The 14369-nt window shown below is 57.6% G+C and carries 5 protein-coding genes; all 5 read right to left on the bottom strand.

Going from position 1 to position 14369, the window contains the following annotated elements; all coding sequences use genetic code 11:
- Positions 1-8197, bottom strand: an 8197-nt coding sequence (locus tag K0A93_11830; GenBank protein MBW6512780.1) for a VCBS domain-containing protein, incomplete at its 3' end; no start/stop codon positions are given.
- A 50-nt stretch (positions 8198-8247) separates the two neighbouring features.
- Positions 8248-10383: a hypothetical protein gene (locus K0A93_11825; GenBank protein ID MBW6512779.1), complete on the bottom strand. Its 2136-nt coding sequence runs from the start codon at positions 10381-10383 to the stop codon at positions 8248-8250.
- A 39-nt stretch (positions 10384-10422) separates the two neighbouring features.
- On the bottom strand, positions 10423-11727 hold the full coding sequence (locus K0A93_11820; protein ID MBW6512778.1) for an HlyD family type I secretion periplasmic adaptor subunit: 1305 nt from the start codon (positions 11725-11727) through the stop codon (positions 10423-10425).
- Positions 11728-12405, bottom strand: a complete 678-nt coding sequence (locus tag K0A93_11815; GenBank protein MBW6512777.1) for a hypothetical protein — start codon at positions 12403-12405, stop codon at positions 11728-11730.
- 9 nt (positions 12406-12414) lie between these two features.
- Positions 12415-14133: a TolC family protein gene (locus K0A93_11810; protein ID MBW6512776.1), complete on the bottom strand. Its 1719-nt coding sequence runs from the start codon at positions 14131-14133 to the stop codon at positions 12415-12417.
- Between the last annotated feature and the right edge of the window lie 236 nt (positions 14134-14369).

The raw sequence follows: 14369 nt of genomic DNA, 5'->3' as shown, positions 1-14369 counted from the left end.
CCGAGCCGGTATCGAAAATCGCTTCACCGGCATCAACGTCGCTGACGGTCAGGGTGCCGCTGACGGTCAGGTCGGGAGAGCTCGCATCTTCACTGACGCTGCCGGTATCGCTGTCGCCAACCTCCACACTGATCGTTGCCGCATCGTTGACGCCGGTCACGGTCACGGTGACCAACTGGTCAACCGTACCACCATGGCCATCGTTGATCGTAACGGTGAATTTCTCGTCGACGGTCTCGTTGGCCTTTAAAGTTTGGGTGGCGCTGTTATCCAGGTCATAGGTCCAGCCCACCGTGCCGGGCTCGGTCGTCCCGTCTTCGGTTACGGCGGACATCGTCAGGGTTCCCCCTAACGTATTGCCAGCATCGGCAGTCACCAGAGTGGTGTGGGTATCGGTCAGATCAATGTCGTTAAAGATGATTGTACCGCTATCAGACAGGGTCGGGTTCGCGGCGTCTTCGGTGACACCACCGGTGACATCGGTACCTGCGGCGGTAATTGTCGGCCCATCGTTCGTACCGCTGACGATCACGGTAATGGTATGGGTGTCTGTGCCGTCGAAACTGGCCACCGTATACTTAAGTGTTTCGCTTTCAGTGGCCCCGAGATATTGCACATCGGCGTTCGCGACCGTGTAGTTCCACGTGCCGTCGGCCAATATGGACAGGCTACCCAGAGCGGCACGACTGGAGTTGACCGTATCGAAGACCACCGAGCCGGTATCGAAAATCGCTTCACCGGCATCAACGTCGCTGACGGTCAGGGTGCCGCTGACGGTCAGGTCGGGAGAGCTCGCATCTTCACTGACGCTGCCGGTATCGCTGTCGCCAACCTCCACGCTGATCGTTGCCGCATCGTTGACGCCGGTAATATTGACCGTCACCGTTTGCTCATCAAAACCGCCATTCTCATCGGTGACCCGTACGGTAAAGGTGTCGGTAACGATTTGCCCATCCGCTAGATTCTGTACGACCGAAGAAACTCCATTCGTGCCATTATTCAGGATATAAGTCCACTCGCCGGTGTTCCCGTTGAGTGACAATCCTCCATATGTGCCGGTAGCGCCACCCTCGATGCTCCAGGTTGGTGGGTCGATGGCGTCCAGATCGGTGGAGATCAACGTGCCGGTTGCTGTCAGCGTGGTGTCTTCCTCGACGCTGCCAGAGGTTACACCGCTGATGACGGGATCGTCGTTAGTACCAGTCATGGTGACAGTAATGGTCTCGATGGTACCGTCAACTGCGGTCACATTAACGCTGTCGTAATAATCAACGCCATCAACAAACTCGTTATGAGCATTGTCCATGGTGTAAATCCAGGATCCATCTGTATCGATGGTGAACTTGCCGTAGCCGCCGGTGCCCGGCACCAGGATCTGGGGAGAAAATTCATTCGGATTGTCGATGTCAGTAACGTCTAATTTGCCGCTGATGATCTGTGCCGCGTCGGTTTCGACAGCTGTTCCGCTAACGTCGCCAGTGATCGCTGCCGCATCGTTGGTCCCGTTGATGGTAATGGTGATATCGGCGGGGGTTCCATCGGCGGTAATAACAGTAATCGTATCCGTCAGTGTTTCGCCAGCCCCCAATTTCTGGATTGCCTCCAGGCTATTGTCGACAAGATAGCCCCAAGTTCCATCCGCATTGAGACTGATACTTCCATAATCACCAGAAATACTCCCGGGAACAAACTCGTCCAAGCCGTCGACATCATTGATTGTCAAAGCTCCCCCGGTCAGCAGCACCTCCGCTCCAGCGACGCCGGAGATGTCCACGTCTTCAGTCACACTGCCGCTGGTGTCGCCACTGATGACGGCCCGATCGTTGCTGCCGGTGATGGTGATCGTTACCGTCTCGCTGTCCGACAACGGCGCCGCGTTGTCGTCCGTCGCCGTCACCGTATAGGTCAAGATCAGCGTCTCGCCGTTCGCCAGGTAATCGAACGCTTCGCTGCCGGAATCAAAGCCCCAACTCAGAGTGTTAGTCGTCTGCATGTTGTCCAGAACGGTCACTGGATTCACGATGAACATCGCCTGTAACGCTGCATCCGTCGGTGCCGCCGTATCACCGCGATCGGACGTCCCGCTCACCGCCAAAGAGAAGGTCGCACTCACCACATCGGTGACATCAGTGTCCGAGACCGTCAACGTCCCACTTGTGCTCAACGCCGCGTTCGTCTCAGCCAAGCCCACGGCGTCGGGCCCGTTGGTGATTTCTGGCGCATCGTTGCTGCCGGTCACGGTGATGGTGACGGTCTGAACCGCGCTGGTCGCACCCATGTCGTCGGTGGCGGTGTAGGTAAAGCTGACGACTCGATTTTCTCCAACGGCCAGATCGTCGAAGGCGGCTCCGGGATTGAAACTGTAACTACCATCTGCGTTGAAGGTCAGTAAACCTGCGGCAACTGTCCCGACCAACGCATAACTTGTGATGGTGCCGTCCACGTCGGTCGCGGCAGGAACATTGCTGTTCAGGACCACGTTCTCGCTCGTACTCCCGCCCCCATCATAGGCGACCGGCGCATCATTCACCGGGGTGATATCCATGGTCGCCGTGCCGCTGGTCGTTCGCGGGTCGAGAACACCGTTGGTGGTGCCGTTGTCGGTGATGGTATAGCTGAAACTGACGCTGCTGTCGTCGTTGGTTGCCGGGGTGTAGTTCCAGCTGCCGTCGCCGTTGTCCACCAGGGTTCCGCTGCCGGAACTGATGCCGAGGTTACTCGCCGTGAGGGTGTTACTTTCGACATCGGCAGCGGTGCCCAGCAATTCCGCTTGAGTGATCACCCGGACGCCGCTGTCCTCAGCCATCGCTGTCAGCGTGACGGTGCTCGTTGTCGGGACGTCGTTGACCGGGGTGATATCGAGGGTGGCGTTGTTGTTGTTGATGGTGGTGGTGCCGTCGCTGATGTCGTAGCTGAAGCTGACACTGCTGTCGTCGTCAGCTGCCGGAGTGTAGTTCCAGGTACCGTCGCCGTTATCGCTCAGGGTGCCGCTGCCAGCGGTCAGGTTGCTGACGGTGAGGGTGTCGCCGTCGATATCGGTGGCGTTGGCCAGCAGTTCGGCCTGGGTGATGACCCGCATGCCGCTGTCTTCAGCGATCGGGGTCAGTGTCACGGCGCTTGATGTTGGCGCATCGTTCGTCCCGGTCACGGCGATGGTGACGGTCTGAACCGCGCTGGTTGCACCCCCATCGTCGGTGGCGGTGTAGGTAAGGCTGACGAGGCGACTTTCTCCAACCGCCAGATCGTCGAAAGCGCTTCCGGGATCGAAGGAGTAACTGCCGTCCGGGGCGAAGCTCAAGGTTCCCTCGGCAACGGTATCGACCAGCTGGTAGCTGGCGATGGTGCCGTCCACGTCGATGGCGGCCGGGACATTGCTGGTGAGGACCGTGTTCTCCCCGGTGGTCGCGCTGCTGTCGACGGCGACCGGCGCATCATTCACCGGTGTGATATCCATGGTCGCCGTGCCGCTGGTCGTTCGCGGGTCGAGAACACCGTTGGTGGTGCCGTTATCCGTAATGGTATAGCTGAAACTGACGCTGGTATCGTCATCGGCTGCCGGGGTGTAGCTCCAGGTGCCATCGCCGTTATCGACCAGAGTCCCGCTGCCGGAGCTGATACCCAGGTTGCTCACCGTCAGGGTATCAACTTCCACGTCTCCAGCGTTGCTCAGCAACTGCGTCGCTGTGATCACGCGAACACCGCTGTCTTCAGCGATGGCCGCCAGAGTCACGGGACTTGTTGTCGGTGCATCGTTAATTGGGGTGATGTCCAACGTGGCGGTAGTGTTGATAGTGCTGGTGCCGTCGCTGATATCGTAGCTGAAGCTGACATTGGTATCGTCATCAGCTGCCGGAGTGTAGTTCCAGGTACCGTCGCCGTTATCGCTCAGGGTGCCGCTGCCGGAGTTGTTGATCAGAGTGCTGGCGGTGAGGGTGTCGCCGTCGATATCGGTGGCGCTCGCCAGCAGTTCGGTCTGGGTGATGATCCGCACGCCGCTGTCTTCAGCGATCGGGGTCAGTGTCACGGCGCTTGATGTTGGCGCATCGTTCTGCCCGGTGATCGTCACGGTTACCGTCTCGGTGCTTGTGGCACCGGCGGCATCGGTCACCGTATAGGTAAAGCTGTCAGTCGTTGTGTCCCCCACAGCCAACGACTCGAACTGACCGTTCGGATCATAGCTGAATGTGCCGTCACTGTTGTTGGTGACGCTGCCCAGCGTCCCGGTCGTGTCGATGGCAAAGGTATGGGTATCGCCGGTATCGGCATCGCTGTAGATGGAACTGATGGTGATGCTCGGGCCGTCCTCGGCCACAGTATCTGTCACCGCCAGCGCCAGCGGCGCATCGTTGACGTCATTGACCGGGATATTCAGCGCCTTGGTATAGCTCAATCCCCCAGCATCGGTCACCTGCACATTGATAGCCAGGGACGGATTCGTTTCGAAATCGATAGCGCCGTTAACGCGTAATTCGTTGCCGACAATCGTGACCAGACCGTTGTCGAGATCATTGCTGCCATCACCGGAAACAAGGGAATAAGTGAAGCTGTCACCGGCATCATCATCCGTGGTGGTCAGGAGTCCGATCACCGTTCCGGGCATGGAGTTCTCGTTAACCGTGCTTGACGATAACGAGATATCAGTCGGAAATTCGTTGACATTGGTAACGTTAAGGACGACGTCGGCGACAACAGAGATATTCCCTGCCGCGTCCTGGGCTTGAACGCCGAGGGTAAAGTTGTTCGGCAGGTTCTCGAAGTCGTTAGCGCTCGCAGCGGCATCGATTCCGGCGGCGGGCAGGGTGATCCGACCGCTATTGTCGATAGCGAAGTAGCCGTTATCATTACCGCTGGTTATCTGAAAGGCCGTTACGCCAACGGCGTCGGTGGCAACCACCGTGCCGACGACTGTCCCGACCTGGGACTGGTTTTCATCAAAGCTGAAAGCTTGTCCGCTGGCAACAGCGGGGCCGGTGTTATCCAAGGTCAAAGTCAAGGTGCCGATATTACTGGTATTCCCGGCGACATCGGTCTGCCTGACGTCGACGCTGTTGGCCCCTTCAATCGCCGTAAAGTTCGATGTCCAGGTTGATCCACCATCGATCGAGTACTCAACCACGGCACCGGCCTCGATGCCGGTCAGGCTCAGGGTGCCGCTGGTGCTGATTTTGTCGGTGGAACTGCTGCCGCTATCGAGGGACAGCGCCACACTCGGGGCGATCGGTGCGGCGGTGTCCAAAGTAAAGGTCAGGCTGCCGACGTTACTGGTATTCCCGGCCCCGTCGGTCTGGCGCACGGCCACGGTGTTGGCACCCTCGGTGGCGGTGAAGGTGTTGCTCCAGGTCAATCCGCCATCGATCGAGTACTCGACGGTGGCCCCGGCTTCGATCCCACCGAGGGTCAGGGTGCCGAGCTTGCTGATGTGGTCTGCATTGAAGGTGCCGCCGGGAGCGGTATCGCTGGTTAACGCCACGGTCGGTGCCAGCGGAATCGCGGTATCGATATCGTAGCTGTTTGAATTGGTGGTGCCGCTGTTGCTGTTGCCAGCCAGGTCGGTCACGCTGGCATCTTTGAGGGTAATGACGTTGTTGGTCGACTCCAGATTGGCTGTCGGTGTGAAGATCCCCGTCCAGGTCTTGCCGCCGTCGGCGCTGCTGACGGTTGTCAGTGTGCCATTGATGACATTCAGATCGGCGTTGGTGAAACCGGTCACCGCGGCATCGAAGGTGATCGTCACCAGCGACGTTTCCCCGGCGCTCAGGGCGGTATCGGTCACCACAATGGTCGCGGTTGGCGCGGCGGTGTCGACGGTGAAGGACAGGGTGCCGATATTACTGGTATTCCCGGCGACATCGGTCTGCCTGACGTCGACGCTGTTGGCCCCTTCAATCGCCGCAAAGCTCGATGTCCAGGTTGATCCCCCATCGATCGAGTACTCAACCACGGCCCCGGCCTCGATGCCGGTCAGGCTCAGGGTGCCACTCCTGGTGATTTTGTCGGTGGAACTGCTGCCGCTATCGAGGGACAGCGCCACACTCGGGGCGATCGGTGCGGCGGTGTCGAGAGTGAAGGTCAGGCTGCCGACGCTGCCGGGGTTTCCAGCGGCATCGAGCTGCCGGACCGTGACCGTGTTGACCCCTTCTGCCGGGGTGAAATTGGTCGACCAGTTCAGGCCACCGTCGATGGAGTATTCGAGCGTAGCTCCGGCTTCGACAGCGGTTAGCGCGAGAGTGCCGACCGTGCTGATCTGGTCCGCGCCGCTGGTGCCGCTGTCTGTGGTCAGGGAGACTCCGGGAGCAGTCGGTGCAATCAAATCAACGGCGTAACTTGTGGTGGCGGTGGCAGTGCCGATGACCCCGCCGAAATCGGTGACGATGGCAGCATTGACTGTGGTGTCTGCTGCGAGGTCGGTGCCGTTGACATTGATGCTGAAGGTTCTGTCGGCCTGAACCAGACCGGTGGAATCAACGCCGTTGACGGTCAAGGTAATTTTATCACCGACCTGGGCATCGCCGCCGACGCTGCCGGTGATTGCAACGATACCACCGGCTTCGGCGATATTGATGATGTTATCGCCAGTAATCGTCGGCACCAGTGCGATCGTCGGTACCGGGATGGTGATGTCGATGGTGTATTCTGCGGAGTCGGTGGCAGTGGCGGGGTTGCCGGCGGGATCACTGGTAGTGATACTGGCAACGACTGTTTTGTCACTGTCAGCAACCAGATCGGATCCGGCGACAGCGATACTGAAGGTCATGTCGGTCCGCACCTGACCGGTATATTCATGGTCATTCACCAACAGGGTAACGGTGTCACCAATCCGGGCATCGCCGCCAGCCGTGCCGGTGATGGCAACGGCACCGCTGGCTTCGGAGATATTGATGATGTCGTCAGCGGTGATATTTTGATCAAGGGTAATCGTCGGGACTGGTGGCGTAATGTCGACCGTGTAGCTTGCGCTGTCGGTGGCGCTGCCGGGGTTGCCCGCTGCGTCGCTGGTGATGATACTGGCAACAACCGTTTTGTCACTGTCGGCGACCAGATCGGACCCGGCCACGTCAATACTGAAGGTCATGTCGGCGCGCACCAGGCCGGTGTAGTCAACGTCGTTCACCGTCAGGGTGATCAGATCACCGACCTTGACCTCGCCGCCGAGCGTGCCGCTGACCACAACATCTCCAGCTGCTTCGGCACTATTAATGACGCCGTCGGCGGTGATCGCTGGATCAAGGGTGATGGTCGGGACTGGAGCCGTGATGTCAACACCGTACCCTTCACTGTCGGTGCCGGGGTTGAGAGCGCCATCGGTGGTGGTGACAGCGTCGATCGTTTGATCGCTGTCGGCGGCCAGATCGGCACCGGCAACATTGATGCTGAAGCTTTTATTGTCAAGAACCACGCCGTTATATTCAACATTGTTGACTGTGAGGGTGACGGTGTCACCGATCTGGGCTCCGCCCCCGACGGTGCCGGTTATAACAATGTTGTCGGCGGCTTCGGCAATATTGACGATATCATCGGCGGTAATGTCGTTATCCAGGGTGATGGTCGGGTCAGATATATCGAGAACTTTTTGCGCGGCTTTATAGACTGAAGGCCGGGGGGTGATGACCGGCACAACCGGATCTGTCTCGACATCGACAAGCAGTTCGTTGGGCATCGGCGAGCCCAGACCGGGGCCTTTTCCGGAGACAGCGGTACCGTTGCTGACCTGGGTCATCGGTGCGGTTAATGTTGCTTTGTCGATGAGCGGGATATTGTCGGGGTTGTCTGCCGGTGTTTCCGGTGAGTCTGGTTTTACGACAGGTTCAAGGACATCAACATGTTCACTCACCACCCGCAAGCTGCCGGCTTTGGCCAGATTGGTGATGCCAACCATTTTGAAAAGATCGGCCAGGGTTGACTGTTCGCTCCCTGCGAACGGCTCGATACCGGCGCCGGCGGTGAAGGACGCATCGAAAATGACCGGATAGACTGTATTGCCAAGAGCCTCAAGGGCACCATTGGGGATGATCACGTAACTGCCATCGGCAAAGCTTAACAACAAATCGACATCCGCGACATCGACCGCACTGAGCTCTGCTGCCCCATGCGGAATGATAATCGTTCCGTTCGGGGTCATAACGGCACGGACAATGTTTTGCCCCGCTCCGGACGCTGTTGCCGCCGGGCCTTGTTGGTTATCGTTATGGTTTGCCATGGCCACCTCTGTTTACCTGCATCGTCTTCAGTGCACTTGAATAATTTTTCTTACGTGGTTGTTTCCATGTCGTTCAGTGCGTCAGCGTCAGTCTCCGGCGCGACAGCGCACGGTTCTGTTGCTGGTGGTTCGGGAGCCCGCTGCTCGGTCAGGGCATCAAACCGGTTACAGATTTCTTGCGTGCCGTGTGCGGCGTGGTGGGCGAGGGTTTCGAGTTGCCTGCCGAGCTGTTGCAGCGTGGTGCAAACCTCGCCCTGCGTCTCCTCAAGTCGCCGCTGCGACGCTTCGATGGCGGCCGCCAGGGGGGGAACCAGTGCGGAAATTCGGGAACAGATTTCCTGGTCACCCGTGTCGGTCGTCTGCGCGATGGTGTCGAGCTGACCACGGAGCTGTTGCAGCTCCTGACTCAAATCGCGCTGTGTATCGCGCTGGATCTGCTGCGATTCTTTGACCCCGGTGGCCAGCTGTTCGATCACTTCGGAAACTTTTGAACGGACGGCTTCGTTGCCGGTTTCGGTCGCATTCAGAATCGTGTCAAGTTGGATGCCCAGCTGCTGCAATCGCTCGTGCAAGGCACTGTTTGCACTGGCGAAAAATTGGCTGGACTTGTCGGCATCAGCGGCCAGGCGGGACGCCAGCGTCGAGATTTGGGTGTCGATGGTGGCCGTGCCGTTTTCCGCGGAATTTAAAATTGCGGTGAGCCGGTCGCCAAGCTGCTGCGATTCCTGACGGAAGGTATTGTTGGCGTGGTTGAGTAAAATGTGTGTTTCCCTGGCATCGGCCGCAAGGTGCACCGTTAATTCGGAAATTTGCGCGCTGATTTCGCCGTTGCCATTCTCCATGCTGTCGAAAATTGTGCCGAGCCGGGTACCCAGCTGCTGCAACTCCTGGCGGAAACCGTTCCCGGCTTCGGTCTGCTCAACCAGCGCCCGCAACATATCGGCGCGCTGGTTCTGAAAGTCGTCGATTTCAGCGGCCAGCGCCCGTTGTTGCAAGCGCGCCGCCTCAGCCAGCCTTTCCCGCTCTTCGATCTGGTGCGCATCGATCAGCGCTCTTGATTGCCGTTGTTCATCAACCTGCATGTTCAGCAGTTTATGTGTTTCTTGCGCGGTTCCGGCCAGATGAACGGTCAATTCAGAAAGTTGGGTGGCAATTTCTCCAGTGCCTTTACCCAGCACGGTGAAGGCGGCATCGAATTGTCTGCCGAGCTGTTGCAGTTCGCCACGGAAATTATTGTTGGCCACATTTTGCTCTGTCAGGGCATGGAGCATGTCCGCCCGTTGTTTTTTGAAATCGTCGATTTCAGCGGCCAGCGCGCGTTGGCGCTGCCGACCTGCTTCAGCCAGGCGTTCTTCAATGCGGAGCAGAATGTTTGTTGTTGCATCACCAGAGACCGCTTCCCCGGTGGCGGCCGCTGGCGCTCTGAAACTGACACTTTCGAATGACAGCGCAGTTTCAATATGGCGGGCAACTTCCGAGCTGAGCAAGGAGAAAATATCCCCCTGCAAGCGCCGAATGCCGACCATCATCAAGCCCAGAATAATCGATCCGAGCAGGCCGAACATCGAGGCCGAAAAGGCAATCCCCATCGACTGCATCGGCGCTTTCATGCGTTCGATCATGGTCCGGAATACCAGCAGCGGACTTGCGTTCTGCATGTCGATATCGGCAAAACTGCTGATCAGGACGGAAATATCATTGAGGGTCGCCAGCAGGCCGATAAAGGTTCCGAGCAACCCCATCCCGACCAGCAGCCCGGTCAGATATTGAGGTAAAGCGTTGCGGCGCACCAGTCGCGCCCTGGCATTGATCAGTTCGTGCTCAATCGCCACTTGCTCCTGGTGGGAAATAGAGCGATTGCCGGATGAGGCCACCATTTGCAGCAGGCAGGCAATGTCGACCGTGTACTTGGCGGTCATTTTCCGCAAAGTCGCCGAGTCTGCTTTACTATGGATCGCCCTGGAAAATTCGACCAGGACTCTGGCCTCGCGAAGCAAGCGAAAAGCGCTGACGAGGATCAGTGTCCCGCCGACCAGAATAATCGTAAAGATCGTGTAGTTGATTTGTGGATGGGGGTTGCGGGTGATGGTTAATTTGATCGCGTCAAGAAAAATAACCGACCCGCTTAGGAGCAGCACAAAGGGCAGCGATATCAGGATGTAGTAGACTTTGAGTTGTTTAAACATGAAATACCCTCTTTTGAAAAATTATATTTGTTATGAAACTCAATTGGCTCGAAAGGCGCCGTCACGAAATTTCAATAGTGGTGAAAGAATGTATGACAAGATGGTTCGCTTGCCGACAGCAATATCGGCACTCGCCGCCATGCCGGGCATCAGCACTCCCGGTTGCCGCGCGCGTGACCGCAGTGTTGAGATATCAACCTCCACATTGACCCGGTAATAATGGTTGTCCCGCTCATCGCGCAGCGTGTCCGCACTGACATCGGTCACGTAGCCTTCAAAAGTGCCATAGGTTGCATAGTCATAAGCGCCCACCCTGACGCGAGCCGGTAAACCACGGCGCAGGTGGGCGCGGTCGTTCGGGTTTGAGCGGGTCTGAATGACGATGCGCTGATCACTCGGTGTGATTTCGAGCAGCACTTCGCTGGGACGAACAACCGCACCGATAGTCGTGATATTCAATTTATTGATGAGTCCGGCCACCGGGCTACGGACGATATTTCGATCAAACCGGTCAGCACTCGATTTAATTTCGTGTGTCAATTGCTGAATTTCCTCACGCACTTTTGTCAAGGCGGAGGAGGCTTCGGCGCGAAAGCGTGCAACAGCTTCCTTGATCCGCGATTCAGCCTCCGCATGTGCGGCTTCCAGCCGTGGCAGCGCATTGGTTGTTGCGGCGATTTCCGCGTTAAGCTGCTGAATACGCATTTGGGCATCGAGTACTTCGAGTTCGGAGGCGGCGTTATCTTTTCTCAATTTATCGATAACCCGATATTTCTGTTTTGCCAGATCGAGTTCATCAAGCAGATTCCGATGTTTGGAATTAAGTTCGGCAAGTTCACTTTCTTTCTGTCTGCTCATCGCCTCCAGGACCTTGACCTCTTCGGCAAGTTGGGTTCGCCGCGCCTGCCAGGCGGCGGTTTCCACGTTGATCACGCGGGGATCACCCAGCCCTGGCGGAAAGGCAAGCGTGTTATTGCCGTGCAGTTCGGCGTTCAAGCGGACTTCGCGTCCGAGCAAGGCATCAATCTTCGACTGCTCTTGTCCCAGGCTGGAGCGGGTCTGAATATCCGATAGCTCAATCAACGGCTGTCCGGCCGCCACGACCTCCCCCTCCCGGATCAATATGTTGCGAACAATGCCCCCCTCCAGATGCTGGACAAGCTGCGATTTCCCGGCCGGGATGATTTGACCTTCGGTCCGCACGATGACGTCAACTTCGGCGAATCCGGCCCACAACATCACGCTGCTACTGCTGAGCAACAACAACAGCACAAAAGTGCGTTGTGGTGACAGCCCCGTAAAAAAGGCCGTCAGTTTGCGTGGGTTGAGAAAGCGCGACATCATTCAATAGGCCCGAACCCTGACCACCGAGGCATTCGGATTTTCGTTTCCTTCAAGCACCGAGATATCGATATTCTCGCTCGGCATCAACATTTCGATCAAGATATTGCGGACCGACATCGCCCGATAGAAGCCCATGCGCCGGGCTTCGGAGAAACCGACCGGGACTTCAACATAGATTCCGGCTTTTTGGCTGGCAGCGACCGGTGCCAGCAATTCGGTCAACTGTTCGTGTTCGTCAGGAGTAAACGCCACCGCATCATTTTCAAAGCGCACGACAACTTCCGACTCGTAGCTGTTGGTTACATCGATTCCCTTGAGCGGTTTTGGCATGTCGAATTTAGCTTCGATGGTTTGTGCCGAACCGGCGGATTGAACGTCCTGAGCCGCGCGCTGCGCAAGGAGCATATTCAACCGTTTGATCTCGCGTTTCAGCGCAACATTTTCGCTCATTGCGTCGGTGGCGCTGGCGCTAACTGGGGGTTTTTGTTGTTCGACAATCGGCGCTTGCTGGGTAGCAGGCTGCTTGCTCGATCGCCCCAGTTCGAGGGCGAACATGAAGACCGCAACGATCAGAATCGTCAGCAGAAAAAGCAGATTCAAAATCAGGTTGGTCGTGGCGTCGACATAGCCCGGCCAGAAAATATCCGAGCCGTCATTATCATCGTGACGTGCAGACATAGTGACTACCTATCCTTTTGCTGGGGGTGCAGAGAATACGTGCCCCCTTTGATTGAGGTACGAAGTTCGGTCCTGCCCGGTAGCGGCAGTGTCATCGGTCGTTGCCCACGGGGTGCCGAAGGTCAGGCGAATCAGCTGGGCCACGGCGTTCATTTCAAGAATATGCAGGCTGACCAGGCGGGAACGAACCTGATACATCCGGTCATAGACATCAAGGAGATCCAGCAGCGACTGGTTGCCGGACAGCATCCGCTTTGACATGGCTTGTGCCGCAGTTGTAATCGATTGCAGTTCCAGATAGCCCGACGCAATTCGCCCACGGGTTGTGGTCAGCGCCGCGTAGTTGACCGACAGCGATTTAACCACCAGCCGTCGCTGATCGTCGAGTCGATAGAGCAACTCCTTGTGGCGCAGGGCGCGTTCGGTGAGGTAGTGGTAATCACTGCCGCCGCTGAACAGATTCCAGTTCAACACCAGCATGGCGCGTCGATCCCGCTGTCCCGCAGAGCTGGTGTCGCCGCCGGCATGAAGCGAGTGCGTGTCGGTGTATTCAGCATCCAGCCGCGGCAAAAAGCGACTTCGTGCGGCGCGCTGATCAACCTGCGCCGCTTCCAGTTCGGCCGCCAGGGAGGCAATTTCAGGATTGAGCTCGATGGCTGAGGCAACCGCTTCAGTGACGGACGGTGGCAGCAGCGCACCACCGATGTCAGCAAGTTCCGGCAAACGGATTTTTTGTGGCACAAGATTGGTCAAACGAACAAATTCGATCCTTGCCGCAGTATGCACGGACTCCTGTTCCAATCGGGATGACAGGGTCGCCTCAATCCGTGCGCGAACCCGCGCCATGTCGGAAATACTGGCGGCACCCGCCTCGGCACGTTTTTCAATGTAGCTGAGAAGTTCCGCGAGCTGAACTTCGTAATCACGGGTCAAGTCGGTCTGCAACCGGCTTGACACCAGTGAAAGGTAGGCTTCAACCGTCGCGATATAGGCATCACCGTCGCTGATGCGGTAATTCTCTTCACGCGCCTTTTCGACCAGCAGGCGTCGGCGCCAATCAAAATAAGTGGGCAGGTTGAAAATCGGCAGGCGCACGGTTAACGCGATATCGCGGCGCGCGTGGTTATCGGATGGGACGAGTTCCCCCGTTGCCTTATCGGTTTCGACGCCGGGTTCAGACCGCTCGACGCCTCCGGCAACGCGCAACGTTACTGAAGGACGCAACAACGACAGCGCCTGCTCGGCTTGCGCTTTGGCCTGACCGCTGCGCGCCACTGCAGCGAGACTTTGCCGATTAAAGGTGCGCCCGGCATGAATTGCTGCCGACACATCGGTCTCGTCGAGCAGACGGGCAAACTCATCGGGCAGAAGCTGATTTTCAGCCATGGTTTCGACAAACTGCTCGTCAATGTTCGCACGCATCGAGACTTCCGACATGCCGACCAGCCCGGCCAGATTCTGGGTTGCAGGAAGAGCAAAACGGCCCCCCCCCTGAGGCCCCCCTTCGGTCGGCGCGGTCACAGGCGCTGCTGGCGCAGCGCTGTCAGGCCCGGATAATTCGTCTTGCCGCGATGCAGCGGGCGGCGTGGTAACTGGTTGGGACGTCGCCGAGGGCTGGTTCGTGTCGGGCACAACGTTATCAGCAGCGACTGTCGTCGCTGGTGCCAGAACGAATTGAATGATCAGGATAAGAACGGCACAATGGCGCCACGTGAATCGGTTAATCACAAACATACTCCTGCGCCTGAAAAAAGTTGCGGCGGAAAAGGTTTGAATAGCAGGGGTACACGTCGGCCAGACGGTGTTTTCACCGCTTGGCATGGGGGTAAATGGCGGTTTTCCTGAGAAAAAACTCAACACAAAAGCCAATCAACAGAATGATTTCCCGTGCTTAATTCAGGCCTGGGCGATTCGTCAAAACGGTTCAGGCCGACGACAGAAAAACAACCTATCATGTATCTGCA

The organism is Desulfuromonadaceae bacterium, from assembly GCA_019429445.1.
Lineage (GTDB): Bacteria > Desulfobacterota > Desulfuromonadia > Desulfuromonadales > JAHYIW01 > JAHYIW01.
This window is presented reverse-complemented; position numbering and strand designations above follow the sequence as displayed.

What these genes read in the sequence shown, in the direction of transcription:
- K0A93_11825 (MBW6512779.1), bottom strand. Translation starts at nt 10,383, where the DNA reads ATGTTTAAACAACTCAAAGTCTACTACATCCTGATATCGCTGCCCTTT.
- K0A93_11820 (MBW6512778.1), bottom strand. Translation starts at nt 11,727, where the DNA reads ATGATGTCGCGCTTTCTCAACCCACGCAAACTGACGGCCTTTTTTACG.
- K0A93_11815 (MBW6512777.1), bottom strand. Translation starts at nt 12,405, where the DNA reads ATGTCTGCACGTCACGATGATAATGACGGCTCGGATATTTTCTGGCCG.